General features: G+C 64.9%; 25 protein-coding genes. 8 read left to right on the top strand and 17 right to left on the bottom strand.

Translation table 11 applies throughout. From position 1 onward, the window contains the following. Positions 1–195 precede the first annotated feature (195 nt). From VI26_RS01170 to VI26_RS01145, 7 genes are read right to left on the bottom strand one after another with little or no spacing between them, the layout of a single operon-like run. Complete coding sequence (locus tag VI26_RS01170) at positions 196–909, bottom strand: LytTR family DNA-binding domain-containing protein (RefSeq protein WP_048407893.1); 714 nt, start codon at positions 907–909, stop codon at positions 196–198. After that, on the bottom strand, positions 909–1,547 hold the full coding sequence (locus VI26_RS23510) for a sensor histidine kinase (protein ID WP_231580934.1): 639 nt from the start codon (positions 1,545–1,547) through the stop codon (positions 909–911). The genes VI26_RS01170 and VI26_RS23510 overlap by 1 nt, the downstream gene beginning before the upstream one ends. Then, the gene (locus VI26_RS24920) at positions 1,460–1,921 is read right to left on the bottom strand and encodes a hypothetical protein (protein WP_053074157.1); all 462 of its coding nucleotides are present in this window, start codon (positions 1,919–1,921) and stop codon (positions 1,460–1,462) included. The genes VI26_RS23510 and VI26_RS24920 overlap by 88 nt, the downstream gene beginning before the upstream one ends. A gap of 33 nt (positions 1,922–1,954) precedes the next feature. Next, a complete protein-coding gene (locus VI26_RS01160; RefSeq protein ID WP_048407892.1) occupies positions 1,955–3,184 on the bottom strand; it encodes a hypothetical protein in 1,230 nt (409 codons plus the stop codon). A gap of 3 nt (positions 3,185–3,187) precedes the next feature. Further along, positions 3,188–3,958: an outer membrane lipoprotein-sorting protein gene (locus VI26_RS01155; RefSeq protein ID WP_048407891.1), complete on the bottom strand. Its 771-nt coding sequence runs from the start codon at positions 3,956–3,958 to the stop codon at positions 3,188–3,190. 28 nt (positions 3,959–3,986) lie between these two features. Further along, positions 3,987–5,363 carry an ABC transporter permease gene (locus VI26_RS01150; protein WP_048407890.1) on the bottom strand — a complete coding sequence of 459 codons (1,377 nt, stop codon included), beginning with the start codon at positions 5,361–5,363 and terminating at the stop codon, positions 3,987–3,989. Further along, on the bottom strand, positions 5,360–6,055 hold the full coding sequence (locus tag VI26_RS01145) for an ABC transporter ATP-binding protein (protein WP_048407926.1): 696 nt from the start codon (positions 6,053–6,055) through the stop codon (positions 5,360–5,362). The genes VI26_RS01150 and VI26_RS01145 overlap by 4 nt, the downstream gene beginning before the upstream one ends. 361 nt (positions 6,056–6,416) lie before the next feature. Between VI26_RS01145 and ppk2 the strand changes: the two genes are divergently transcribed. Beyond that, the gene (gene ppk2, locus VI26_RS01140) at positions 6,417–7,268 is read left to right on the top strand and encodes a polyphosphate kinase 2 (protein WP_197081338.1); all 852 of its coding nucleotides are present in this window, start codon (positions 6,417–6,419) and stop codon (positions 7,266–7,268) included. A gap of 35 nt (positions 7,269–7,303) precedes the next feature. Here the strand turns inward: ppk2 and VI26_RS01135 are convergent, their stop codons facing one another. Continuing rightward, positions 7,304–7,789 (bottom strand): hypothetical protein, encoded by a 486-nt coding sequence (locus tag VI26_RS01135; protein WP_048407888.1) that lies wholly within the window; start codon positions 7,787–7,789, stop codon positions 7,304–7,306. Positions 7,790–7,883: 94 nt separating this feature from the next. Further along, positions 7,884–8,771: a LysR family transcriptional regulator gene (locus VI26_RS01130; RefSeq protein WP_048407887.1), complete on the bottom strand. Its 888-nt coding sequence runs from the start codon at positions 8,769–8,771 to the stop codon at positions 7,884–7,886. A 474-nt stretch (positions 8,772–9,245) separates the two neighbouring features. Between VI26_RS01130 and VI26_RS01125 the strand changes: the two genes are divergently transcribed. From VI26_RS01125 to acs, 3 genes are all read left to right on the top strand, one after another. Next, positions 9,246–9,557: a DUF485 domain-containing protein gene (locus VI26_RS01125; protein WP_048407886.1), complete on the top strand. Its 312-nt coding sequence runs from the start codon at positions 9,246–9,248 to the stop codon at positions 9,555–9,557. Next, a complete protein-coding gene (locus VI26_RS01120) occupies positions 9,554–11,233 on the top strand; it encodes a cation acetate symporter (protein ID WP_048407885.1) in 1,680 nt (559 codons plus the stop codon). Before VI26_RS01125 ends, VI26_RS01120 begins: the two co-directional genes overlap by 4 nt. A 110-nt stretch (positions 11,234–11,343) precedes the next feature. Beyond that, positions 11,344–13,308, top strand: coding sequence for an acetate--CoA ligase (gene acs / locus VI26_RS01115; RefSeq protein ID WP_048407884.1), 1,965 nt, complete (start codon positions 11,344–11,346; stop codon positions 13,306–13,308). A 96-nt stretch (positions 13,309–13,404) separates the two neighbouring features. On the opposite strand, the gene VI26_RS01110 is transcribed toward acs, so the two are convergent. Next, positions 13,405–15,294 carry a methyl-accepting chemotaxis protein gene (locus VI26_RS01110; protein ID WP_048407883.1) on the bottom strand — a complete coding sequence of 630 codons (1,890 nt, stop codon included), beginning with the start codon at positions 15,292–15,294 and terminating at the stop codon, positions 13,405–13,407. A 230-nt stretch (positions 15,295–15,524) separates the two neighbouring features. Here VI26_RS01110 and rsxB point away from each other — a divergent pair, with 230 nt between their 5' ends. The 4 genes from rsxB to rraA all read left to right on the top strand — a co-directional run bounded on the left by rsxB (position 15,525) and on the right by rraA (position 19,039). After that, positions 15,525–16,238, top strand: a complete 714-nt coding sequence (rsxB, locus tag VI26_RS01105; protein WP_048407882.1) for an electron transport complex subunit RsxB — start codon at positions 15,525–15,527, stop codon at positions 16,236–16,238. Continuing rightward, a complete protein-coding gene (gene nth, locus VI26_RS01100; protein ID WP_048407881.1) occupies positions 16,235–16,882 on the top strand; it encodes an endonuclease III in 648 nt (215 codons plus the stop codon). Before rsxB ends, nth begins: the two co-directional genes overlap by 4 nt. Positions 16,883–16,949: 67 nt before the next feature. Continuing rightward, positions 16,950–18,431 (top strand): DegQ family serine endoprotease, encoded by a 1,482-nt coding sequence (locus tag VI26_RS01095; protein ID WP_048407880.1) that lies wholly within the window; start codon positions 16,950–16,952, stop codon positions 18,429–18,431. A gap of 119 nt (positions 18,432–18,550) precedes the next feature. Beyond that, positions 18,551–19,039 carry a ribonuclease E activity regulator RraA gene (gene rraA / locus VI26_RS01090; RefSeq protein ID WP_048407879.1) on the top strand — a complete coding sequence of 163 codons (489 nt, stop codon included), beginning with the start codon at positions 18,551–18,553 and terminating at the stop codon, positions 19,037–19,039. Between the two features lie 9 nt (positions 19,040–19,048). Here the strand turns inward: rraA and VI26_RS01085 are convergent, their stop codons facing one another. From VI26_RS01085 to pcnB, 7 genes are all read right to left on the bottom strand, one after another. Next, positions 19,049–19,462, bottom strand: coding sequence for a GFA family protein (locus VI26_RS01085; RefSeq protein ID WP_048407878.1), 414 nt, complete (start codon positions 19,460–19,462; stop codon positions 19,049–19,051). 225 nt (positions 19,463–19,687) lie between these two features. After that, positions 19,688–20,068: an aspartate 1-decarboxylase gene (gene panD, locus VI26_RS01080; RefSeq protein ID WP_048407877.1), complete on the bottom strand. Its 381-nt coding sequence runs from the start codon at positions 20,066–20,068 to the stop codon at positions 19,688–19,690. A 22-nt stretch (positions 20,069–20,090) separates the two neighbouring features. Beyond that, complete coding sequence (gene panC / locus VI26_RS01075) at positions 20,091–20,924, bottom strand: pantoate--beta-alanine ligase (protein WP_048407876.1); 834 nt, start codon at positions 20,922–20,924, stop codon at positions 20,091–20,093. 24 nt (positions 20,925–20,948) lie between these two features. Further along, positions 20,949–21,740 (bottom strand): 3-methyl-2-oxobutanoate hydroxymethyltransferase, encoded by a 792-nt coding sequence (panB, locus tag VI26_RS01070; protein WP_048407875.1) that lies wholly within the window; start codon positions 21,738–21,740, stop codon positions 20,949–20,951. A 58-nt stretch (positions 21,741–21,798) separates the two neighbouring features. After that, a complete protein-coding gene (locus VI26_RS01065; RefSeq protein WP_048407874.1) occupies positions 21,799–22,434 on the bottom strand; it encodes a deoxynucleoside kinase in 636 nt (211 codons plus the stop codon). Between the two features lie 17 nt (positions 22,435–22,451). Then, complete coding sequence (gene folK, locus VI26_RS01060) at positions 22,452–22,937, bottom strand: 2-amino-4-hydroxy-6-hydroxymethyldihydropteridine diphosphokinase (protein ID WP_048407873.1); 486 nt, start codon at positions 22,935–22,937, stop codon at positions 22,452–22,454. Next, positions 22,938–24,296 carry a polynucleotide adenylyltransferase PcnB gene (gene pcnB, locus VI26_RS01055; protein ID WP_048407872.1) on the bottom strand — a complete coding sequence of 453 codons (1,359 nt, stop codon included), beginning with the start codon at positions 24,294–24,296 and terminating at the stop codon, positions 22,938–22,940. It abuts the gene before it with no gap. Between the last annotated feature and the right edge of the window lie 347 nt (positions 24,297–24,643).

Below are 24,643 nucleotides of genomic sequence, written 5' to 3'. Positions count from 1 at the left end.
CGCGGTGTTGTCGAACGCCATCCACGATCCGACAAGCGGCGAAAACGGCCGGGAAAGCGGCATGCGCATTCGGCACATGGGCATTTCGCAGCGGAACTCGCCGTGCAAGGTCTCATGACGCGCGGCAGACTTTAGAACAGGTTTTCTGCTCTCACGATAGACCACGCGCCCAGCCCGGACAAACCGATCACTCCCTCACATCGCCTTGAAGCGCTGCGCGTAGCCGCGGCTCAAGGGCAGCGTTTCCGGCCGCGATTTAAGCCGCAGGCTGCAGCGGCCGAGCAGGTCCTGCTCTATCGACAGCACTTGGGCGAGATTGACGATCAGACCGCGGTGGATCTGGGCGAAGCCGTCCGGGTCCAGCCGCGCCGCCAGCTCGCGCAGCGACATGCGGATCAGATGGCTTTCCTCCACGGTCACCACCTCGGTGTATTTGTCCCTGGCCTTGAAATACACCACCTCGCCGGCGGCGATCAGCCGCTTGCTGTCGCCGAGGCCGGCGGTGATCCAGTGCAGCCGCGGCGTCGCGAGCGCGGGCGGAGCCGGCGGCGGCGCGCCATGGGTCTGTTGCAGCCGCGCGATGCACTTGAGCAGACGCGCCTCGTCCAGCGGCTTGAGCAGGTAATCTGCGGCGGCGGCGTCAAAGGCCTGCAGCGCGAACGCGTCGTAAGCGGTGACGAAGACCACCCGCGTGCCGGCCACGCCCTGCGCCACCTGCACGCCGCTGAGACCAGGCATGCGGATGTCGAGAAAGGCGAAATCCGGCCGCAGCCGGTTGATCGCGGCCAGCGCCGCCACGCCGTCGCCCAGCACCGCCGCCACGTCCAGCTCCGGCCACAGCGCGGCCAGCCGCCGCCGCAGGTCTTCCGCCAGCAGCGGCTCGTCGTCGGCGATCACCGCGCGGGGCATCAGCCGGCTCCGTTCGCGGCCGGCAGCAGCAGCTCGGCCACCACGCCGTGCGGCGGATTGTCGCGCAGCGCCAAGCGCGCCGCGCCACCATACAAGGAGGCCAGGCGGCCGCGCACATTGGCCAGGCCCACGCCGCCGGACGCCGCCGGGTCCAGCCCCACGCCGGTATCGCTGACCCGCAGCCGCAACCGCTCGCCGTCGCGCTCCGCCGCCACTTCCAGCCGTCCGCCGTCAATGCTGGGCTCGATGCCGTGGCGCAAGGCGTTTTCCACCAGCGGCTGCAGCAGCAAGGGCGGCAGCGGCCAGTCCATCAATTCCGGCGCCGCGGTCACCGCCACCTGCAAGCGCGCGCCCATGCGCATGCCGGCGATGTCGAGCAAGGCGCCCACCAGTTCCAGCTCCTGCGCCAGGGTGCCGGCGCCATAGCGGGTGCGCGCCAGGCTGGCGCGCAGATAGGTGTTCAAATACCCCAGCATCCGTTCCGCGCGCGGCGGGTCCAGCGCAATCAGGCTTTGCACATTGGCCAGGGTGTTGAACAGGAAATGCGGCTCTATCTGCGCCTGCAGCAGCGCCAATTGGGCCGCGGTTTCCGCTTGGCGGCTTTCTGCCTCGCGCCGGCGCGTGGTTTCCAGTTCCATCGCCAGTTCGCGGGAACGGAAATGGCTGGTGGACAGCAACATGGCAAAGATCGCGACTGCAGGGCCGGCCCCAGCACGCGCCAGACATTGCCGGTCAGCGGCGCCTGCGGCGCCAGCACGTCGACGGCGCCGAACCAGGCCGCCAGCTTGAAACCCAGCGGCACGCTCAGCGCCGCCACCAGCAGATACCACGCCAGGTGACGCCGGCCGTCGCGCAGGCTCAGCAAGGTGCAGCCCAACCAACAGCCATAGCCTATGCACATCGAAATCAGCAGATTGTCGGCCAGGCTGCCCTTGCCGCCCAGCCAGTAGAAAAACAGGCCGATCGCCGCATTGCACGCCGTGCTGTAGCCCAGCCAATGCCATGCCGACAATCCCGCTCTCCGCTCGCCCATCCTGCTGTCGCCTCAGTAAAAGTAATTGAACACCAGCTGCCAGACCTGGCGTGCCGGGCTGGCGCCGTAATGACTGTCCGGCGCGCCGTCGAAACGCTGCCATTGCAAGGCCAGGTCCACCGGCCCCAGATGATAGCGCGCTTCGGCCCAGTTCATGCCGCTATGGTCCACCAGGTCGAAGCTGCGCATCGCGGTCAGGTCCAGATCATCCACCAGCGCGTCCTGCCAATGCGCGCGCAGCAGCGCGGCGCGCCGGGTCAACAAGCCGCCCCCGCCGGCCGCGCCGCGATACACGCCGTAAGCCGGTGGGTTCGCGCGCAGCGCGCGCCAGTCGTCGCGATCCGGTGCCGCGCCGTCATGCTGCCCTTCCAGCGTCAGGCTCAGCTTGTTGGCGCCGGTCCAGGTCAGGCCGGCGGCCAGCCGGTTGCGCCAGCCCTGATCCGCCAGCCCCAGGCTTTGCCGCCAGGCGGACTGTTGCCGGCCGCCGGCCCATTCCAGGTAGGCGACGGTGGCATCGCTGAGCACCCTCGACAGATTGAAGCCCAGTTGCGGCGAGCGGCCCTGCTCTTGCAGCAGCAGCCATTGCGGGTTGAGGTTTTCAGCGAAACGATAGCTGCCGACCAGCAATAGCCGCTGCCTGGGGTTGCTGGCGCCCCAGTCCAGGCTGGCGCCGTCCGGGTCCGGCCCATTGCCCAGCTTGGGCGACCAGATCGCGGTCAGCGAGCCGCGGTCCCATAGCTTCTGCCAGCGCAGCATCGCGTTGCCCAGGCGGTTTTGGCGCAGGCTGTCCGGGTCCGCCGACACCACCGAGCGCACGGTGCCGGCACCGAGAAAATCGGTGGGATTGTAGCCGGTGGCCACGCCGTAGCGGGTATTGACGCGACCGAAGTCCAACATCATGTCGGCGCCGAACTCGCGGCTCAGATACGCTTCCTTCAGGGTGTTGACGCCGTGGTTCCGCTGCGGCGCGCTGGCGAAGCGCCAATCCAGCCGGTTGGCCAGCGTGCCGCGCCAGACCGGGCTCAGCCGGCCATCCCAGCGCAGATCGAAGGACAGGCGCTGGCTGTCGGCGCCGCCCTGCGGCGACAGCGCGGCGGCTTCCAGCAGCAGTTTCAGATCGCGCGGCTTTTCTTCCTCCATCCGGGTCGCATCGGCCAGCTTCAGCGCTTCCTCGTCCGGCGGCAGGTCCGCGCCGTGAGCGGCGGCGCCGCACAGCGCCAGCGCGATCAACAAGCGACGCATCGCTCACTCCGCCCGGAAGCGCGGCAGGTAGTCGCGCTGCAGCCAGGCTTCCGGCACCTCGCGCCAGGCGAACTGGCTATTGCGCAACACCGTGATCCAGCGCGGGTTGAGGCCGTCTATGATCACGGTCTCGGTGGGCCGCTCGCGTCCCAGCACCGGCTGGTAAGCGCGGTAATACGCGGTCTTCAGCAGGCTGCCGCTCTCGGCGTAGAACTGCGCCTTGCGGCTGCGGTAGCCGTCGCGGTCCACCCACAGGTCGATCGCGTGGTAGGTGACGCCGGCGTTGCGCGCGGTGAGCCGCAGTTTGTAACTGCGCCGCGGCTGGCGGTCGCCATCCAGGATGTCTTCCTCGCCGGCCAGCGTCGCCTGGTAATCCAGCGCCAGGTTGACGGTGACCACGTCGCCATTGGCGGCCTGTCCCAGCAGCCGCTGCTGCGGCGAAATCGGCACGCTGGCCTTGCTGGATGGGTCAAAGAACCACAGATCGTTGCCGCTCTTGAGCATCAGCTTGCCGGCGTCGCGGCTGGGGCTGATGAAGCGCAGCAGGCTGCGGAACTGGCCGCTTTTCTGATCGGCGCGCGAATACACCGCCAGCGAGCTGGCCTCGTTCTGTTTACCGTCCTTGTAGCTGACCAGTGATACCACCAGCCCAAAGGAGCGCTCCGGATTGCGCACCGCGTCGCTATTGGCCAGGATGGTTTGCGCATCGGGCGCCGCCAGCGCCGATGCCGACAGCCAAACCGCCCCCAGGCAAGCCCATGCCCATCCCCTCATCGTCCTTCTCCCTTGCTTTCCGTCGGCCTCAAGCATGACGCAGGGCCTCCACGATATTGGCCGCCGCCGCTCGCCGCGCCGGCCACCACGACGACAGCAGCGCCATCGCCATCAAGCCGCCGGCGGTCACCGCCATCATCCGCCACTCGCCCCAGACCCGCACCAGGATGGGGCTGGGATCGACCTGTCCCGGCGGCAGCCAGGTCAGGCCGGCGTGATTGATCAGCCAGGCCAGCAGCAATGCCAGCGCGATGCCCAGCGCGCCGCCGCCCAGGCCCAGCAGCCAGCCCTCGCACAGGAATAGGCGCTGGATGCCGCGGCGGCGCAGCCCCATCGCCCGCAGGGTGCCGATTTCCACCGTGCGTTCCAACACCACCATATTCATGGTATTGCCTATGGTGAACAGCGCGACGCAGGCGATCAGCACCGCCAGGAAGCCGAAAATGGTGCCGAACATGCCGGTGATCTGGCCGTATTGCGGCTGCAGCGTGGCGAAGTCATGCACCGCCAGCGGCTGGCTGCGCAGCGTGGTGGCGAACAATTGCCGCAGCCGTTCGCTGGCGGCCGGTATCTGCGCGGTATGCCGCAGCTGCAGCACGATGGCGGTCACCATCGGCTCGCCCTGGCCGTAGACCAGTTGCTGCGCCTGGCGCAGGTGCAGGCCGACATACATATCGTCCAATTCCTTGATGCCCTGGCTCTCCACCTTGGCCACTTGCAGCCGCGCCACATTGGGCGCGCCGGCGGCGGTGGCGGCCAGCAGTTCTATCCTGTCGTCACGGCCGCTGGCCGGCGGCGCCTCCGCGGCCAAGGCGGCCAGATCGGCCGGCAGATCCTGGCCGCCGGTCGCCGCCGGCGGCGGCGCGCAGTCCTTGAGCCGGAACGCCGCGCACAATTGCAGCACCCGCGCCACCCCGGTGCCTATCACCGCCGCGTTAGGCGCGGTGCCGGTCAGCGCCACCGGCTTGCGCTTGTCGTTGAAACCGTAGTCGTCCCAGCGCCGCAGCCGGTTTTGCGCGTCCACCTCGCTGCCGCGCGCGATCACCGTGCGCGAGGCGCCGGCCGAGTAATGGCCGGCGATGCCGCCCAGGCTCAGCGTGGGCGTGACCACGGTCAGCATCGGCCGCAGCATCGGGTCGTTCTCGATCTGCCGCATCACCGCGCGGTAGTCGCGGATGCCGTAAGCGGCCGGATTGCCGCTGCCGTACAGGAAGTAATCGCGATGCTGGACTTGCAGATGGCCGCCGGCGCGCACCATGCCGGTTTGCAGCCCGTATTGCACGGTGCGGTTGTAGCCGCCGAACAGCAGCACCGCCACCAGGCCGATGATCATGGTGAACAGGGTGGCCAGCGTGCGGCGACGGTTGCGCAACAGATTGCGCCAGGCCAGCTTCAAGGTGTTCATGCCAGCGCCTCCTCTAGGTTCAGCGCGCCGACCCGGCCATCACGGACCAGATAGCGGTCGTCCGCCGCCGCGATCACCTGTGGATCATGCGAGGAAAACACCACCGCCACCTGGCGCTCGCGCTGCAACTGCCGCAGCAAGGCCAGGATGGACGCGCCGGTGTGGCTGTCCAGATTGGCGGTGGGTTCGTCGGCCAGCACCAAGGCCGGTTCGTGCACCAGCGCGCGCGCAATCGCCACCCGCTGGCGCTGGCCGCCAGACAGCTGGCCGGGCCGGTGCGCCGCCTTGTCGGCCAATCCCACCGCCGCCAGCATTTCCAGCGCACGACCGCGCCGCTGCCGCGCCGGCAGGCCTTGCAGCTGCAGCGGGTATTCCACGTTTTCGAACGCCGACAGCACCGGCATCAGGTTGAAGTTCTGAAAGATGAAGCCGATATGGCGCGCGCGGAAATCGCTGAGCGCGTCATCGCTCAAGCGCCCCAGGTCCTGGCCCGCCACCGCGATCTCGCCGGCATCGGCGCGGTCTATGCCGCCGATCAGATTCAGCAGCGTGGTCTTGCCGCTGCCGGACTGGCCGGACAACACGGTAAAGCGCGCCGTGGCGATCTTGAGGCTGACCTCGGCCAACGCCGGCACCTGCACCTGCTCCATACGATAGCTTTTCGACACCCCGCTCATTTCCACCGCCCACATGCTGGCCTCCATCGCGAAAACACAATGGCATGAATATGCATGAAATCGGAATGAAAAGCTCTGCCTTGCGACAAAACGCCGATTTCGGGCGCCAGTTGCGCCCCGGCGGCGCCAAGCCTTGCGCATCGACACCGGTTTTCCATGGGAGTAGCATGGTTTTACCCCTCGCAAAGGAGCTTGCATGACACAAGACAAAACCCCGCCCCAAGCCCCCCTGCCCGCGGAAGCCGGCGCCGATGTCCAGCCTCCGGCCGTCAAACCGCCGCCGCGCCGCGCCGCGACTCATCGCCGCAATAATGTGGAGCGCGCGCGCCAGGAATCGGTGCAGGCGATAGAAACCGTCAGCCAGCAGCCGGTGGCGCTGCAAGTGGCCGCCGCGCCGCAGGGCAGCGCAGAGGACAGCACCAGCGCGGAGCTGCCGGCCAGCTATCCTTACCGCAGCCGGCTGCGCCGCCCGGAATACGAGCAGCAAAAGCAGGCGTTGCAGATCGAGTTGCTGAAGGTGCAGAACTGGGTCAAGGAGAGCGGCCAGAAGATCGTGATCCTGTTCGAAGGCCGCGACGCCGCCGGCAAGGGTGGCACCATCAAGCGCTATATGGAACATCTGAACCCGCGCGGCGCGCGCGTGGTGGCGCTGGAAAAACCGTCGGACCGCGAACGCGGCCAGTGGTATTTCCAACGCTATATCGAGCACCTGCCCACCGCCGGCGAGATCGTGTTCTTCGACCGCTCCTGGTACAACCGCGCCGGCGTGGAACGGGTGATGGGCTTCTGCCATCCGCACGAATACTTGGAATTCATGCGCCAGACGCCGCAGCTGGAACGCATGCTGGTCAACAGCGGCATCCGCCTGTTCAAGTTCTGGTTCTCGGTCAGCCGCGAAGAACAGCTGCGCCGCTTCATCTCGCGCCGCGACGATCCGCTCAAGCACTGGAAGCTGTCGCCCATAGACATTCAGTCATTGGACAAGTGGAACGACTACACCGCGGCCAAGGAGGCGATGTTCTTCCACACTCATACCGGAGACGCGCCGTGGACGGTGGTGAAGTCGGACGACAAGAAGCGCGCGCGCCTTAACTGCATCCGCTACTTCCTGTCGCGGCTGGATTATCCAGGCAAGGACGCGCGCGTCGCGCACGCGGCGGACCCGCTGCTGGTGGGCGAGCCGCACAGCATGGACGCCGAGGACAGCGACGCGCTGCTGCGGATTTGAAGCGGGCCGGTCGTGGAGCCGCGAACAGCTGGCGCTTAGGCCGGTGAGCTACATGGATTTTGTCGCTTCCACTCCCGCCGCGCGTCACAGGCGGCGCGCAAAGGCGTGGACGACAGGCTGGTGGCGGCGAAATGCCCCACCTGGCGGGACACCTTGGACAAGGCGGAGCCGGACATACTGCCGATCTGCCAGGCATGCTGCAAGGGCCGCAGCGAAGGCGCGTCGTCGCTGGCCGCTTCCAGCCTGGCCTGCAGATCGCGGTTCACTTCCACCAGCCAGCGCTCGGTCAGCAGCATCCAGTCGCGCTGGGTGTCGGCCTGCGCCTGGACCAGGTTGGCCCCCACCAGCAGGCTGTCGTCCACTCGGCGTTCCATATCGCGCTGCGACAGCGGATAGGCCGGAGAGAACGCCGACCACCAAGTGACACAGGCGTCGTGCTGGGCTTCCAGCAAACGCCGCTGCCCGCGCTCTACCGCATCGCGATAATTCTCCATCGCGCCAATCAACCAACTCTGGGTCATTGCCACACCTCGCCACCCACAAACAGATGTTGTAAAAACCGGCTGCGCGGCCTTGCCCCCGCGACGACGTCCAAGTGCCGCCCCCAACAAGTTCTTAGGCTGACGGCAGGCGCCACACCTGCAGCAACTCCCGCAGCAGGGTTTCCAGCACCAGATCGCCCACCCGGTCCGCCGGGTAGACGAATTGCAACTCAGCCAATTTGCGCACATCCGGCAACACTGTCAACCTGCCGGCGTCCTGCCAGGCCAGCGCGTCCTCTTCCCGCGCCAGCGCCACCCCCACCCCGGAGGCCACCAGCTCAAGGATTGCGTCAAGATGATCGCACTCCGCTACCTTCTTAGGCGAAATGTTGAGTTCTCGCCACAACTCGGCGGTAATCTTGGAAAGGCTGGAGAACTGCGAGATGCCCACCCAAGGCAATTTGCCCAGTTCCTTCGGCGCGCCGCCCTGCAGGCGCAGCTCCCAGCCCACCGGCATCACAATGCGGAACGGCAGTTCCGTCAATTTGATGGTGGCGACGTTGACATAGGGGTTCTTGCCCAGATAGAAGCCGGCATCCAGCTCCTTCTTGCGCACCAGGTTCAGCACATCCACGGTGACGCCGTGGCGCAGCTGTATGTCCAGCAAGGGATAGCGTTCCACCAGGCCGGCCACCCAGGGCCCGATTTTCAAGGTGTCCGGCGTCAGGGTGACGCCTATCCGCGCCTTGCCGGACAACTGCCCTTTCAACTGCCGCGCATGATTGATGATGTCGCGCGCCGCGCTCAGAATGGAATGGGCTTGCGGCAGCAGTTCCTGGCCGGAGCGGGTCAAGGACACCCCGCCGGCGCTGCGTTCGAACAGCTGCATGCCCACTTCTTCTTCCAAGGCCTTGATCTGCGCGGTCACCGCCGGCTGCGACAAATGCAGCAGCTCGGCGGCCTGAGTCAGATGCCCTTGCTGGGCAACGGTGACAAAGGTGCGCAACTGATAGATTTCCATGTTCTCCCCTGACGTGGATGCGCGGTGACGAACCCGCCGGCATGCCGCTCCGACCCCCGCAAGCAGATCCCGGCGCCTGGGCGCGGATGGGGGATGAATGAGTGCGAAGGGGCCAACAAGATGGAGAGCGGCGGCCGGGGCAAGGCTAGCCCCGATATTTATTTGTGTTGGCCATTTTCTGCGCAGGGCCGGCCAAATAACAAGCGCTTTCTGCCACTCCATTATCGGAAGCCGCCATGGATGACGGCAAGGCAAGGCCTGGTTCAACACCCTGAAACTGTTCAAAAATAGAATATTAACTCTGGAATAAGAGGCAGAAAATTCACAATAACAAATTGATTTTTATTGATTTTTGCATTGCATCATTGGTGACACGAATTTTGCGCATCAGAAAAAGCGATTAGATTCGCCGCGCCCACCTCCCTTATGTTTTCAACAGCGACATCCCAAGTCGCGACCACAAAGGAGGATGCAATGAACGAGGACGTGCTCAAGAAGGTACAGTCCAACCCCAAGTTTCAGGAACTGGTTCACAAGAAAACCAGCCTGGGTTGGCAGCTCACCATAGCCATGCTGGTCATCTACTACGGCTTCATCCTGGTGCTGGCGTTTTCGCCGGCCACGCTGGGCCACCCGATCAGCGCCGGCGCCACCATGACCGTGGGCATTCCCATCGGCGTGCTGATCATCCTTTCGGCCTTCGTGCTCACCGGCATCTACGTCCGTCGCGCCAATACCGAATTTGATCTGCTCAATCAGCAAATCGTCGAGGAGTCCAAGCAATGAAGCAACGCCTCATCAAGCTGGCCTGCGCCGCCGGCGCCGGCTTGCCCTCCTTGGCCATGGCGGCCGGGGCCATCGAGGGCGATGTCAAGCAGCAACCCACCAACTGGCACGCCATCATCATGTTCCTGCTGTTCGTGGCGTTCACGCTGGGCGTCACTTACTGGGCGGCGCGCCGCACCAAGTCCGCCAGTGATTTCTACGCCGCAGGCGGCGGCATTACCGGATTCCAGAACGGCCTGGCCATCGCCGGCGACTATATGTCGGCCGCGTCCTTCCTCGGCATTTCCGCGATGGTGTTCGAAAAAGGCTATGACGGCCTGATCTACTCGATGGGCTTCCTGGTCGGCTGGCCGGTGATCCTGTTCCTGGTGGCGGAACGCCTGCGCAACCTGGGCAAGTACACCTTCGCCGATGTCGCCTCCTACCGGCTGCAGCAGACGCCGGTGCGCAGCTTCGCCGCCACCTCCACCCTGGTGGTGGTCGCCATCTATTTGATTGCGCAAATGGTGGGCGCCGGCAAGCTGATCCAGCTCTTGTTCGGCATGAGCTACTCTTCCGCGGTGCTGATGGTGGGCGTGCTGATGGTGTGCTATGTGCTGTTCGGCGGCATGCTGGCCACCACCTGGGTGCAGATCATCAAGGCGGTGCTGCTGCTGTCCGGCGCCACTTTCATGGCCATCATGGTGCTGGCCACCGTGGGCTTCAGCCCGGAAATGATGTTTGAAAAAGCGGTGGCCGCGCATAGCAAGGGCATCGCCATCATGGCGCCGGGCAAGGCCGACCCCATAGATTCAATCTCGCTGGGCCTGGCGCTGATGTTCGGCACCGCCGGCCTGCCGCACATCCTGATGCGCTTCTTCACCGTGTCCGACGCCAAGGAAGCCCGTAAATCGGTGTTCTTCGCCACCGGCTTCATCGGCTACTTCTACATCCTCACCTTCATCATCGGCTTCGGCGCCATCATGCTGGTGCTGAACCAGCCGGGAATGATGGAAACCGTGGTCAAGAACGGCAAGTCCGTCACCCAGTTGATCGGCGGCAACAATATGGCGGCGGTGCATCTGGCCGAAGCCGTCGGCGGCGATATGTTCCTGGGCTTCATCTCCGCGGTGGCCTTCGCCACCATCCTCGCGGTGGTGGCCGGCCTGGCGCTGTCCGGCGCGTCGGCGGTGTCGCACGACCTCTACGCCAGCGTGATCAAGAAAGGCAAGGCCAACGAGGCCGACGAGATCCGCGTGTCCAAGATCACCACCGTGGTGCTGGGCGTGGTCGCCATCGTGCTGGGCCTGGTGTTCGAGAAGCAGAACATCGCCTTCATGGTGGGCCTGGCCTTCTCCATCGCCGCCTCGGCCAACTTCCCGGTGCTGTTCCTGTCCATGTTCTGGAAGGGGCTGACCACGCGCGGCGCGGTGATCGGCGGCTTCATCGGCCTGTTGTCGGCGGTGGTGCTGATCGTGCTGGGGCCGACGGTATGGGTGGAAGTGCTCAAGCACGAGCACGCGCTGTTCCCGTACAAGAACCCGGCCATCTTCTCGATGACCCTGGCCTTCGTTTCCACCTGGCTGTTCTCGGTGCTGGACAACTCGCGCCAGGCCGGCGAGGAGAAAGCCAAGTTCGAAGCCCAGTTCGTGCGCTCGATGACCGGCATCGGCGCATCCGGGGCCTCCAAGCATTGACAATGACATAAGGCCGGACCGAGGATGTCGGCCCGGCCTATAAACCACCACGCCGCTCCGGCAGCATCGAGAGCGGCCGCATCACAACAAAGCTAATCCAGGAGAAGTTTATGTCCACGCTAGAATCCGTCCTCAAGGAAACCCGCAGCTTTCCGCCTTCCGACGATTTCCGCCAAAAGGCGGCGATCTCCGGCATCGAGGCGTACCACACGCTGTGCGAGCAGGCGGACGCCGATTACCTGTCGTTCTGGGGCGATCTGGCGCGCGATCAGATCTCCTGGAAAAAACCGTTCACCCGCGTGCTGGACGATAGCCAGGCGCCGTTCTTCAAGTGGTTCGACGACGGCGTGCTCAATGTGTCCTACAACTGCCTGGACCGCCACCTGGCGGTCAACGCCAACCGCATCGCGCTGATTTTCGAAGCCGACGACGGCGCGGTCACCCGCGTCACCTACGCCGAGTTGCACCGCCGCGTCTGCCAGTTCGCCAACGGCCTGAAGAGCCTGGGCGTGGCCAAGGGCGACCGCGTGGTGATTTACATGCCGATGGTGATCGAGGCCATCGTCGCGATGCAGGCTTGCGCCCGCATCGGCGCCATCCACTCCGTGGTGTTCGGCGGCTTTTCCGCCGGCGCGGTGCGCGACCGCGTTCAGGATGCCGGCGCCAAACTGGTGATCACCGCCAACGAAGGCCTGCGCGGCGGCAAGAGCGTGCCGCTGAAGGCCACGGTGGATGAAGCGCTGGCGATGGACGGCTGCGACAGCGTCAAACACGTGATCGCCTATCAGCGCACCCAGAACCAGGTGGCCTGGAGCGAGGGTCGCGACATCTGGTGGCATCAATTGACCGACGGCCAGCCGGAACAGTGCGAACCGGAATGGATGAATGCGGAAGACCCGCTGTTCATCCTCTACACCTCCGGTTCCACCGGCAAGCCCAAGGGCATCCAGCACAGCAGCGCCGGCTATCTGCTGGGCGCCGCCAACAGCTTCCGCTGGGTATTCGACTACAAGCCCAACGACGTGTTCTGGTGCACCGCCGACGTGGGCTGGATCACCGGCCACAGCTATATTTGCTACGGCCCGCTGGCCAACGGCGCCACCCAGGTCATCTTCGAAGGCGTGCCCACCTATCCGGACGCCTCGCGTTTCTGGCGCATGATTGAGCAACACAAGGTCAGCATCTTCTATACCGCGCCCACCGCCATCCGCTCGCTGATCAAGCTGGGCGCGGACCTGCCCAAGCAGCACGATCTGTCCAGCCTGCGCCTGCTCGGCACCGTCGGCGAGCCGATCAATCCCGAAGCCTGGATCTGGTACCACGAAACCGTGGGCGGCGGCCGCTGCCCGATTGTCGACACCTGGTGGCAGACCGAAACCGGCTCCATCCAGATTTCGCCGCTGCCGGGCGCGGTGGCCACCAAGCCCGGTTCGTGCACGCTGCCGCTGCCGGGCATCATGGCCGATATCGTCGATGAGTCCGGCGCCCAGGTTGACCCGGGCCGCGGCGGCTTCCTGGTGATCAAGAAGCCCTTCCCCAGCCTGGTGCGCACCATCTGGAACGATCCGGAACGCTTCAAGAAAACCTATTTCCCGGAAGAGTTCAACGGTCAGTACTACCTGGCAGGCGATTCCGCCAACCGCGACGAGAACGGTTATTTCTGGATCATGGGCCGTATCGACGACGTGCTCAACGTGTCCGGCCATCGTCTGGGCACCATGGAGATAGAGTCCGCGCTGGTGGCCAACCCGCTGGTGGCGGAAGCCGCCGTGGTCGGCAAGCCGCATGAGGTCAAGGGCGAGGCGGTGGTGGCCTTCGTGGTGCTCAAGGGCGCGCGCCCGCAGGGCGAGGAAGCCAAGAAAGTGGCGGCCGAGCTGAAGAACTGGGTGGCGCACGAAATCGGCAAGATCGCCCAGCCGGACGACATCCGCTTTGGCGAGAACCTGCCCAAGACCCGTTCCGGCAAGATCATGCGCCGCCTGCTGCGCTCCATCGCCAAGGGCGAGGAAATCACCCAGGACGTGTCCACGCTGGAAAACCCGCAAATCCTGCAACAGCTGCAACAGCCGCTGTAAACGCTGGACTCGCCGGATTCTCCGCGCCGGAGCCGCCATGCGGCTCCGGCTTTTTCATGCCTCGCGCGCCGCTCTGGCCTTGCCGGCAACAGCGCGCTACTCCAGCCGGAAACGCGCGATCATCTTGTCCTGCTCGGCCACGTCGGCGGCGGTATCGTTGCAATGCCGCAGCTGTGTCTGCGCCGCGTCGTTGACGCGCTGGCCGATGTGCTGGATGCTGCCGGCGCTGTCGTTGATTTCCCGCGTCATCCGGCTTTGGCGGTTCACCGCGTCGGCGATATCGCTGTTCTTGGCGTTGATGTCGGAAATCACATCCTGGATGCGCGTCAGCATCTCGCTGATCTGCTCCGCGTCCTTCACCGTGCTGCTGGCGCAATCGCGGCTTTCGTCCATCTTGCCCCTGGCCTCGCCCACACCGCGCTGCAGCTGCTCTATCATGCTGCGGATTTCCTGAGTCGCCTCCTGGGTTTGCGAAGCCAGCTTGCGGACTTCGTCCGCCACCACCGCGAAGCCGCGCCCCATTTCCCCCGCCCGCGCCGCCTCGATCGCGGCGTTCAGCGCCAGCAGATTGGTCTGCTCGGCCACGCCAGTGATCACCCTGACGATGGATTCAATGTTCTTGCTGAACTCGGCCAGCTCGTTCATGGACAGGGAAGTCTGCTCCAGGGTGTCGGCCAAGCGCCGTATCGCCTGGCTGGATTGAGTCACCAGCACCATCCTGCTACCGGTCTCCTCATGCGCCTGCCGCGCGGCCTCGGCCACCGCGCCGGCATTCGATGTCATCTCGCCGGACGCCTCCGCCATCTGGCCAATGGAGGCCACCAATTGCTCCAGCTCCCTTTGCAGACGGCTGGCCTCGCCGCTGCTCTGCTGCGCTTCCGCGGCGCTCTGCTCCGCGCCATCGTGGACGCGCGTGGAAATCTGGCGGATATCGCCGATCAAGCGCTGCAGATAAGCGATGAAACGGTTCAACTCCTTGGCCACTTCGCCGAATTCGTCGCGGGAGCTTTCGTCTATGCGCCGCGTCAGGTCGCCGTTGCCGCTGTTGAGTTCGGCCAGCGAATGCTTGAGCTGCTGCAAGGGACGGCGCAGGATCTGCTGCATCAGGGTGCTGAGAATGACCATGCTCAACACCACGCCGATCACCGCGCCCCAGAAGCCGCGCCAGCCTATCTGCCTCGCCTCGGCCATCACCTTGTCCTCGTCCAGCACCACGCCCACCAGCCACTTGGCCGGCTGCAGGTGCGACAGCGGATGGAAGGCCACCATCAGGCGCTGGCCGTTGACCTCCACTTCCTGTACTTTGCCGTCCAGGGCTGGCGCGTTGCCGCCAAACAGTTCCGCGACGCTCTTGCCATTCAGCTTGGCATCCGGATGGCTGATGATCTTGCCGTCGGCGGACAGCAGGAAGGCGTAACCCGCGCCATTGAAGGTGGCGGTGTTCAACGCGTCCGAAACCGATTTCAGGCTGAGATCGCCGCCGAAAGCGCCCTTGAACGCGCCCTTGTCGGTCAGCTTGGCCACCACCGAGATCAGAATCTCCCCGGACGCCGCGTCGGGATAGGGATCGGTCAGGCCGACGCCGGAGGCCGCCTTGGCCACCGGATACCATGGCCGCTTGCGGGCATCCCAGGTAGGCGGCGGGTTCCACGATGGGTCATTGGAGATTTTCTTGCCGTCGCTATCCAGGCCGCCGAACACCAGCTTGAACTCATTCTTCAGCATCGGCCGCTGAAACACTTCCTGGATGCGCTCGCCGCTGAAGCCGGCGTCTATGGTTTCCGCCATCAGTTGGATCTGCGCCAGCTTGCCGTTCAGCCAATTGGCGATCTGCTCGGCCAGCACCTGGCTGGCCTGGGTCACTTCCTGCTCTTTGCCGGCGCGTATGCTGTTCGCAACGCTCAGGTATTGCAGCCAGGACAGGGTGGATAGGGTCAAGGCCAGCACCAGCGCGGAAATCAGGCCGGCTTTGTGAGCGATTTTCATGGCGGGCGCTCCGGGAAAGTGAGTATTTTCACCATAGCGCAACTGTGCACACCTCCAAGCCATCCTGTTTATTTTTTTACAAAAGCGGCTTGCCGCGCCCAGGAGCGGCGAAAACCGAGCCCAAGCTGGACGGGTAAACCGTCGTTACGGCAAGGAGCGGCCGCGCCAGGAGTTGAAGCCTGGCGCCCTAGCGTCGATAATTAGCGGTTTTTGAAGCGGAATCCGACAGCATGCCCGTGATCACTCTCGTCGAAAGGATAGACGCCCTCCTGCCCCAGACCCAGTGCGGACAGTGCAGCCATAGCGGTTGCCGTCCGTATGCGGAGGCGCTGGCGGACGGACGCGATCCGATCAATCGCTGCCCGCCGGGCGGCGACGCCGGCATCCGGGCGCTGGCGGAGCTGCTGGGCCGCGACGTCATTCCCTTCGCCGCCGACGGCCCGCAGCCCAAGCCGCGCGCGCTGGCCGTGATACGCGAAGACAGCTGCATAGGCTGTACCCTGTGCATCCAGGCCTGTCCGGTGGACGCCATCGTCGGCGCGGCCAAGCAGATGCATACCGTCATCGCCGCCGAATGCACCGGCTGCGAACTGTGCCTGGCGCCCTGTCCGGTGGATTGCATCGACCTGGTTCCGGTGGCGGACCCGGCCGACGGCGAGCGCGAGCAGGTCATGGCCCGCGCCGCCCAGGCGCGCATCCGCTATCAGCGGCGCCTGGCGCGCAAGGAGCGCGACCAGGCCGACAAGGCCAAGCGCCTGGCCGAGCGCGCCGCGGTCGCCTCCGCCGCGCCCAACGCGCCCGCCACGGCGCCAGCCGCGGTACCCGCTGCGGTGCCGGCGGCACCCGCCGCCGCGGTCGACAAGAACGAACTGATCCGCAAGGCGATGGAGCGCGCCGCCGCGATGCGCGCCGCCCGCGAACAAGCAGACAAGGACAAAGCGTGAACGCCGTCAAACGCAAGGAAATCTTCAGCCGCCTGCGCGCCGCCAACCCTCACCCCACCACCGAGCTGGAGTACAGCAGTCCGTTTGAGCTGCTGATCTCGGTGCTGCTGTCGGCGCAGGCCACCGATGTCAGCGTCAACAAGGCCACGCGCCGGCTCTACCCGGTGGCCAATACCCCGGCGGCGATGCTGGCGCTGGGCGAGGAAGCGCTGGCCAACTTCATCAAGACCATAGGCCTGTACAAGACCAAGGCCAGGAACGTGATTGCCACCTGTCATTTATTGCTGGAAAAATACGGCGGCGAGGTGCCACAAACCCGCGAAGCGCTGGAATCGCTGCCGGGGGTGGGCCGCAAAACCGCCAACGTGGTGCTCAACACCGCCTTCGGCCAGCCCACCATCGCGGTGGACACCCATATTTTCCGGGTTTCCAACCGCACCCGGATCGCACCCGGCAAAGACGTGCGAGAAGTCGAGGATAAGCTGGTAAAATACATCCCCGACGAATTCAAAGTCGATGCGCATCACTGGCTTATCTTGCTGGGCCGCTATGTCTGCAAGGCGAGAAAGCCGGAATGCGAGCGCTGCGTGATAGCCGATCTCTGCGAATATCCGGCAAAAACCGTTATGATTAAAGACAATTGATTCCGCCACTGGAAAATTCTGGTTCCGTCCCTATTTCCGCATAGACATCAACCTAAAAGGATAGCCTGTGACAACGTATCTGCGCACCCTGGTTGGCGCCTTGCTCGCAGCCTCGTTGCTGTCCGGCTGCGACAAGGTCGAGCGCTTCTTCAAAGGCAGTTCCCAACCGGCGCCGGTCGCCATTCCCGCGCAGCAGGACGGCCGCGTCGCCATGCTGCTGCCGGACTTCACCCAATTGGTCAGCCGCGACGGCCCGGCGGTGGTGAATATCCAGGCCAGCCGCGAAGACAGCGGCGCTTCCCAGCAAAGCAATCTGCCGATTCCGGTGCCGGAAGACGACCCGCTGTACGATTTCTTCCGCCGCTTCATTCCCAATCATCCGCAGCAGCGCGAACAGCCGCCGGAAGAAAGCGTGTCCTTCGGTTCCGGCTTCATCATCAGCGCCGACGGCTACATCCTGACCAATGCCCATGTGGTGGCCGATAGCCAGCAGGTCAAGGTGATGCTGACCGACAAGCGCGAACTGCGCGCCAAGCTGGTCGGCGTCGACAAGCGCACCGACGTGGCGCTGCTGAAAGTGGCGGCGGCGGACTTGCCTGTCGTCAAGATCGGCAGCCCGGCGGACCTGAAAGTGGGCGAATGGGTGGCCGCCATCGGCGCGCCGTTCGGCTTCGAAAACACCGTCACCGCCGGCATTGTCTCGGCCAAGGGCCGCAGCCTGCCGGACGAGAACTTCGTTCCCTTCATCCAGACCGACGTGGCGATCAACCCCGGCAATTCCGGCGGCCCCTTGTTCAATCTGCGCGGCGAAGTGGTGGGCATCAATTCCCAGATTTACAGCCGTTCCGGCGGCTTCATGGGCATTTCCTTCGCCATTCCGATAGATCTGGCGATGAATGTGGTCGAGCAACTGAAGTCCAAGGGCAAGGTCAGCCGTGGCCAGCTAGGCATCAATATCCAGGAAGTGACGCAGGAGCTGGCGCAATCCTTCGGTCTGCCGCGCCCCAACGGCGCGCTGGTGGTACGCGTCGATCCCAAGGGCCCGGCCGCTCGCGCCGGCCTGCAGACCGGCGACATCATACTGAAGCTGGACAGCAAGGCCATTGAAAGCTCCAAGGACTTGCCGCTGCTGGTCGGCTCGCTGCAGCCCGGCACCAAGATCAAGCTGACGGTATGGCGCAAAGGCGTGGAAAAGGAGCTGGAAGCCACGCTGGCGGAACTGGCGCAGGAGGCGCCCAGCTCACAGCCGCAGCAGGAGGAAAGCTCGCCGCAGGGCTTCCAGTTCGGCAAGCTGGGCCTGACCCTGTCCGAGCTGACGCCGAGCCAGCGCTCCGATCTGGGCGTGCGCGGCGGCCTGCTGATCCAAAAGGCGCAAGGCCCGGCCGCCCGTTCCGGCCTGCAAGCCGGCGACGTGATTCTGGGCTTGAATCAGGTCGAGGTCTCCACCATCGCCAGCTTCGAGAAGGCGCTGGCCAGCGCCAAAGGCCATATCGCGCTGCTGGTGCGCCGCAACGAGGCGGTATTGTTCGTGCCGCTGCGCCTGGAGTAACTCAAGCTCTTAGCATTGCCCAAAGCCGCCGCCAGGCGGCTTTTTCATTGCCAGCGCGTATCGGCGTTCCCGATCCGCTGCTAGGATGAAGCTTTCGCCATCCATTACCCGGAGCCGCCATGGACTTTCACACCGCCGATATATGCGATCAGTTCGATGAACAGCTGCAAGTGATGGCGCCGATACTGCAGCGCTACGGTGCCCTGCCCCGCTTTTATGGCCGCATCGAAACGCTGAAGCTGTTCGAGGACAACAGCCTGGTGCGCGAGGCGCTGAGCCAGAACGGCGCCGGCAAGGTCCTGGTGGTGGATGGCGGCGCCTCGCTGCGCTGCGCGCTGCTGGGCGATCAACTGGGCGTGCTGGCGGTGGCCAACGGCTGGGCCGGCGTGGTGATCAATGGCTGCGTGCGCGACAGCGCCGCGTTGAACAAGCTGGCGCTGGGCATACGCGCGCTCGGCACCCATCCGCGCAAATCGGTGAAGCGCGGCGAAGGCCAACGCAATCTGAGCATAGAGTTCGGCCAAGTACGCTTCAGCCCCGGCCACTGGCTGTACGCCGACGAGGACGGCGTGGTTGTCGCGCCCGGCGCGCTGCACCCGGCGCCGTGACGCGCAGGCTCAGGCCTCGCTACGTTGATAGACGGGCAATTCCTGCTGTGCGGCCGGGCTGCCCCAGATCAGATGCTGTTCCCACCAGATATGCCCGGCCGGCGCCAGCGTCTCCGGATGATCCAGCGACGAGGCGGTGATGTCGATTTCCTCCGGGTCGGACTCGTGCCGATAGCTGAGGGTAGAACCGCAATGCGGACAGAAACCGCGGCTGACCGCGGCAGAGGAGTGATACAGCACCGGCTTCTCGCCGCGCCAGTCCAGGTCGGCCACCCGTACGGTGAACCAGGTAACGAAGGCCGCGCCGCTGACGCGGCGACAGCTTTTGCAATGGCAGTGCACCACATCGTAGGGCTCGCCGCGCAAACGGTAGCGCACCGCGCCGCACAGGCAGCCTCCGGTCAGATTCTGGCTCGTGCTCATGATGCCTCCCTCGCTATTGGGTTGACGACGGCCGGGAAACCACGGCCGGCGCACTCCATGCCGCCAGCCAGACACCCCCGCTTTTTAAATATGATTCAGCAGCGCCGCCAACGCCAAGCCCCAGCCGCAAATAAGCGGACCGCCGCCGCCAAGCTGATGCTGTGCCGCAACAAAAACAGCGGCCGCCCATGGGCGGCCGCTGCTTGCAAGCAAAACCGGAACGGATCAGCCCGCCTGTGTCGGCGTGGCGCCCTTGACCTCGGTCATCTGGTTATTGGCGTCGACGAAGACCAGCTTGGGTTGGTGATCCTTCAGTTCCGCCGCCTCGTACTGGGCGAAAGAAGCGATGATCAGCAGATCGCCCGGCGCGGCGCGGCGCGCCGCCGAGCCATTGACCGAGATAGTGCCGGAGCCGCGTTCCGCCTTGATCGCGTAGGTGGCGAAACGCTCGCCGTTGGTGACGTTCCAGATCTGCACTTCTTCGTATTCCAGAATGTCGGCCGCTTCCAGCAGGTTCTCGTCGATCGCGCAGGAGCCGATATAGTGCAACTCGCTGTGCGTGGTGGTGACCCGGTGGAGCTTGGATTTAAGCATATTGCGCTGCATGATTGCGTCCTTGATCCGCTGTTCAGCGGAACACTTCGATGTTGTCGATCAGCCGAGTGCGCCCCAGGCGCGCGGCCGCCAGCACGACCAGGCGTTTTTCGCCGGCGTGCGCCACCGCCAGGGTATCGGCCTGGCGGATTTCCACGTAATCCACGGTCCAGCCCGCCTGGGCCAGATCGTCGCGCGCGCCCTGCTCCAGCGTCGCGTAATCATTGTCGCCATCCTGCAGCCGCTGCTGCAGCCGCGTCAGATTGCGGTACAAGCGCGGCGCTTCGGCGCGCTCTTCCGCGCTCAGATAGCCGTTGCGCGAGGACAGCGCCAGGCCATCGTCGGCGCGGCCGGTATCCACCGGCACGATCTCGATCGGCGAATTCAGGTCGTCGACCATCGCGCGGATCACGTGCAGCTGCTGGAAGTCCTTCTTGCCGAAACAAGCCAGGTCCGGCTGCACGATATTGAACAACTTGGTCACCACGGTGGCGACGCCGCGGAAATGGCCGGGCCGGAACGCACCGCACAGCTCGTTCTGGATATTCGGCGGTTCCACATTGAAGTCCTGGCGCACGCGCGGATACAACTCTTGCTCCTCGGGGAAGAACAAGGCGTCCACGCCGGCGGCGCGCAGCTTGTCGCAATCGGCGTCGAAAGTGCGCGGATAGGCGCCGAAATCTTCGCCCTGGCCAAACTGCAGCCGGTTGACGAAGATGCTGACCACCACTTTGTCGGCGTGCTCGCGCGCCGCCTTGACCAGAGCCAGATGGCCGGCATGCAGATTGCCCATGGTGGGCACGAAGGCGAGCTTGCCCGCCTGGCGACGCCAGGCGCGCATCGCTGCGACGGTACGGATGATTTCCATTGCGCTATGTCCTGGGTTCGCCGATCAGAAAGTATGTTCCGCCGCCGGGAAGGACTTGTCCTTCACCGCCTGCACATAAGCCTGCACCGCGCCCTGGATGCTGGCGTTCTCGGCCATGAAGTCCTTGACGAAGCGGGCTTTCTTGCCCGGATAGACACCCAGCATGTCATGCAGCACCAGCACCTGGCCGGACACATCGACGCCGGCGCCTATGCCTATGGTGGGCGCGGCGATGGCAGCGGTGATCTCGCGCGCCAGTTCCGCCGGCACGCACTCCATCAACACCAGGCTGGCGCCTGCCTCGGCATGGGCCTTGGCGTCGTTGACGATGCGGCGCGCGTCCTCTTCGCTCTTGCCCTGCACCCGGTAGCCGCCAAAGCTGTTGACGAACTGCGGGGTCAGGCCGATATGGGCGCATACCGGGATGCCGCGCTCCACCAGGAAGCGGGTGGTTTCCGCCATATAAGCGCCGCCCTCCAGCTTGACCATGTGCGCGCCGGCCTGGATGATGCGCGCCGCGTGCGCGAACGCCTGCTGCGGGCTTTGCTGGTAAGCGCCAAAGGTCATGTCGCCCAGCACCATCGCCTGCTTGGCGCCGCGCGCCACGCAGCGCACATGGTAGAGCATCTCCTCCTCGGCCACCGGCAGCGTGGAGTCTATGCCCTGCACCACCATGCCCAGCGAATCCCCCACCAGCAGGATTTCCACGCCGGCCTGTTCCAGCAGCGCGGCGAAGCTGGCGTCGTAACAGGTCAGCATCGCGATCTTCTGACCTTCCTGCGCCATTTTCTGCAGGGTATTAACGGTAATTTTCATGCCCGTTCTTCCTCGTTCAGTCGTCTATCAGCCGACAGGGCGCATCACGCGCGGCGGCTCAGACGCTCTTGTTGAAATAGTTGCGCTGGCCGCGCGCTTCGCTGATGCAGCGGATCAGCAGTTCGAAGTCCTCGTCGCCTTCCACCAGGTTCAGGTGATCGGTATTGACGATCAATAGCGGCGCGGCCTCGTACTGGTGGAAAAACTCGCTATAGGCCTGATGCACGCGCTTCAGATAGCCCTCGGGGAAATTCACCTCGTACTCCGCGGCGCGCGCGGCCACCCGGCTCAGCAGATTCTCTTCCGACGCTTGCAGATAGATCACCAGGTCCGGCACCGGATGCTCCGGCATCGCCAGCGCGGCCAGGCGTTTGTACAACGCCTGCTCGGCCTCGTCCAGATTGATCTTGGCGAACAGCGCGTCCTTCTCGAACAGGAAGTCCGACACCAGCGGGCTGGCCAATAGTTCACCGTCCAGCATGCTCTTGGCCATGTCGGCGCGTTGCAGCATGAAGGAGAGCTGGGTCGAGAGGCCGTGGGCCGGCAGATTGCGATAGAAGCGCGGCAGGAAAGGATTGGCGGCCGGGTCTTCCGCCAGCAGGCGCACGCCCCAGTATTCCGATAGCCGGCGCGCCAGAGAGGACTTGCCCGCGCCGATCGGCCCTTCGACCACGACATAACGCAATTGACTCATCTCTCGCTTCCTCTTAGCTAGTTGTTTTCGAGACGCTCCACGCCCTGGTCGGCCAGGCGGCCAGCCAGTTCGCTGGCCGGACCCAGGCCCGGCAGCGTCAGATCGGGGGCGATTTCCGCCAGCGGAATCATCACGAAGCCGCGCAAATGCATGCGCGGATGCGGCAGGGTCAGGTCGGCGTCGCTCAGCTCGACGCCGCTGTAATGCAGCAGGTCCAGGTCCAACACCCGCGGCGCGTTGCGGAAGGTGCGCACCCGGCCGAATTCGGCCTCGATCGCCAGCAGATGACGCAGCAGTTCACGCGGCGCCAGCTCGGTGTCTATTTCCGCGACGGCATTGATGAAATCGGGCTGGTCGGCATAGCCTACCGGCGCGGTGCGGTACAGTGAAGACGGCCGCGTCAGCGTGGTGCCGGGCAAGGCGGCGATCGCGTCCAGCGCGGCGCGGATCTGCGCCGCCGGCTGCTCCAGATTGCTGCCCAGCGCGACGAAGGCTTGCGCCACTTAGGCTTCTCCGCCCGCGTCGCCGGCACTCTTGCGGCGATTGGCCGGGCGGCGGCGGCGGCGTTTCTTGGCCGGATCCGGCTCGCCGCTGGCCTTGGCGATTTCCAGCAGTTGCTCGCGCTCTTCCTCGTCGGCGCGCTGGAAGTCATTCCACCAGGACACCAGCTTCATGTCCACCTCGCCGGCTTCGCCGCGCAGCGCGAAGAAGTCGTAAGCGGCGCGGAAACGCGGCTGTTCCAGGAAACGGTAGGCGCGCTGGCCGCTGCGGCTGTCGAAGCGCGACTGCAGCATCCAGATTTCGCGCATGGTCACGCTGAAGCGGCGCGGAATGGCGAAATCGTTGTCCTGTTCGGATTCGACGTCGGCAATCGCCTGCGACAACGCGTACACCGGGCGCTCGCCGGCGTTCAGGCGCTTCTGCCAGCGCTGGTGCACCTGCTTCCACAACAGGGTGGCCAGCAGGAAACCGACCGATACCGGCTTATCGGCGCGAATGCGCTGATCGGTGCTCTCCAGGCCCAGCTTCAGGAACAGGTCCTCGCCCTTGTCGTCCATCACCGCGTCCAGCAGCGGGAACACGCCGCGCGCCATGCCTTCCTCACGCAGCTTTTTCAGACAGCCATAGGCCTGGCCCGACATCAGCAGCTTGAGCATTTCGTCGAACAGGCGCGCCGGCGGCTCCTTCTTCAGCAGATGGGCGTGGGTGCGGATGGGCTTGCGGGTGGCGTCGTCGATCTCGAAGCCCAGCTTGGCCGCCAGGCGCACCGCGCGCAGCATGCGTACCGGGTCTTCCTGATAACGGCGGGCCGGCTGACCTATCATCACCAGCTTGCCGGCGCGCAAATCCTTGACGCCGTGATGGTAGTCGATGACGGTTTCGTCGGACGGATCGTAGAACAGCGCATTGACGGTGAAGTCGCGACGGTGCGCGTCCTCTTCCTGGCTGCCGAAGCTATTGTCCGCCATGATGCGGCCGGTTTCATTGGTGTCATCGACCGAGCCGCCGCGGAAGGTGGTCACCTCGATGGTCTCCTGCCCCATCATCACGTGGACGATGCGGAAGCGCCGGCCGATGATGCGGGAACGGCGGAACACCCGGTGCACTTCTTCCGGCGTGGCGTTGGTGGCGACGTCGAAGTCCTTGGGCGACACCCCCAGCATCAAATCGCGCACCGCGCCGCCCACCACATAGGCGGCGAAGCCGGCCTCCTGCAGCCGGGTGGTGACTTTCAGCGCAGCGGAGCTGAGCTGATCGCGGCGGATGCCGTGCTGCGGCAGAGGAATCACGCGCGCCTTGGTGCGGCGCTTGCCCATGCCGGCGGGCAGGTCCAGTACTTTACGGATAAACTTGCGGATCATTATGAAAAGATAGTCGACTTGGAATCAGACGCTGTCGTCACCGGTTTTGGCGCGGCATCGGGGCCGGGAGGCCGTCCCGCCGTTCCATGCAACCCCGGCAGGCAGAGCAGGCTCTGCGGCGCGCGGCGCCTCGATCGACTGAAACACACATCCCGGCGCCGCCGCAAAACGGGTGGCGACAGCACCTTGGAATTCGCAAGACTATAAGGTAGTCAAGCCGGCGATTATATCCCTATTCTCCGCAGAAAATACAATTCGCCGCCATATCCCGCCGCAATGCAACATCCATGGCCGCCAATTGCCCCCCTCCGGCGATCGGCATACAATCGCTGCCGGTTCGCTGACTT

The organism is Chromobacterium sp. LK1, from assembly GCF_001043555.1.
Taxonomy (GTDB): domain Bacteria; phylum Pseudomonadota; class Gammaproteobacteria; order Burkholderiales; family Chromobacteriaceae; genus Chromobacterium; species Chromobacterium aquaticum.
Note: the sequence above shows the minus strand (reverse complement) of the source record. Positions and strands in the feature narration are given on the sequence as shown.

Bases quoted from the DNA above. Each gene is read 5' to 3' on its own strand.
- VI26_RS01160 (WP_048407892.1), bottom strand. From the start codon at position 3,184: ATGCGTCGCTTGTTGATCGCGCTGGCGCTGTGCGGCGCCGCCGCTCAC.
- VI26_RS01145 (WP_048407926.1), bottom strand. From the start codon at position 6,055: ATGTGGGCGGTGGAAATGAGCGGGGTGTCGAAAAGCTATCGTATGGAG.
- VI26_RS01170 (WP_048407893.1), bottom strand. From the start codon at position 909: ATGCCCCGCGCGGTGATCGCCGACGACGAGCCGCTGCTGGCGGAAGAC.
- panB (WP_048407875.1), bottom strand. From the start codon at position 21,740: ATGAAAATTACCGTTAATACCCTGCAGAAAATGGCGCAGGAAGGTCAG.
- VI26_RS01110 (WP_048407883.1), bottom strand. From the start codon at position 15,294: ATGAAAATCGCTCACAAAGCCGGCCTGATTTCCGCGCTGGTGCTGGCC.
- VI26_RS01120 (WP_048407885.1), top strand. From the start codon at position 9,554: ATGAAGCAACGCCTCATCAAGCTGGCCTGCGCCGCCGGCGCCGGCTTG.
- pcnB (WP_048407872.1), bottom strand. From the start codon at position 24,296: ATGATCCGCAAGTTTATCCGTAAAGTACTGGACCTGCCCGCCGGCATG.
- VI26_RS01150 (WP_048407890.1), bottom strand. From the start codon at position 5,363: ATGAACACCTTGAAGCTGGCCTGGCGCAATCTGTTGCGCAACCGTCGC.
- VI26_RS01130 (WP_048407887.1), bottom strand. From the start codon at position 8,771: ATGGAAATCTATCAGTTGCGCACCTTTGTCACCGTTGCCCAGCAAGGG.
- VI26_RS01065 (WP_048407874.1), bottom strand. From the start codon at position 22,434: ATGAGTCAATTGCGTTATGTCGTGGTCGAAGGGCCGATCGGCGCGGGC.
- acs (WP_048407884.1), top strand. From the start codon at position 11,344: ATGTCCACGCTAGAATCCGTCCTCAAGGAAACCCGCAGCTTTCCGCCT.
- VI26_RS01085 (WP_048407878.1), bottom strand. From the start codon at position 19,462: ATGAGCACGAGCCAGAATCTGACCGGAGGCTGCCTGTGCGGCGCGGTG.
- VI26_RS01125 (WP_048407886.1), top strand. From the start codon at position 9,246: ATGAACGAGGACGTGCTCAAGAAGGTACAGTCCAACCCCAAGTTTCAG.
- VI26_RS01155 (WP_048407891.1), bottom strand. From the start codon at position 3,958: ATGAGGGGATGGGCATGGGCTTGCCTGGGGGCGGTTTGGCTGTCGGCA.
- rsxB (WP_048407882.1), top strand. From the start codon at position 15,525: ATGCCCGTGATCACTCTCGTCGAAAGGATAGACGCCCTCCTGCCCCAG.
- rraA (WP_048407879.1), top strand. From the start codon at position 18,551: ATGGACTTTCACACCGCCGATATATGCGATCAGTTCGATGAACAGCTG.
- panC (WP_048407876.1), bottom strand. From the start codon at position 20,924: ATGGAAATCATCCGTACCGTCGCAGCGATGCGCGCCTGGCGTCGCCAG.
- panD (WP_048407877.1), bottom strand. From the start codon at position 20,068: ATGCAGCGCAATATGCTTAAATCCAAGCTCCACCGGGTCACCACCACG.
- VI26_RS01135 (WP_048407888.1), bottom strand. From the start codon at position 7,789: ATGACCCAGAGTTGGTTGATTGGCGCGATGGAGAATTATCGCGATGCG.
- VI26_RS23510 (WP_231580934.1), bottom strand. From the start codon at position 1,547: ATGGAACTGGAAACCACGCGCCGGCGCGAGGCAGAAAGCCGCCAAGCG.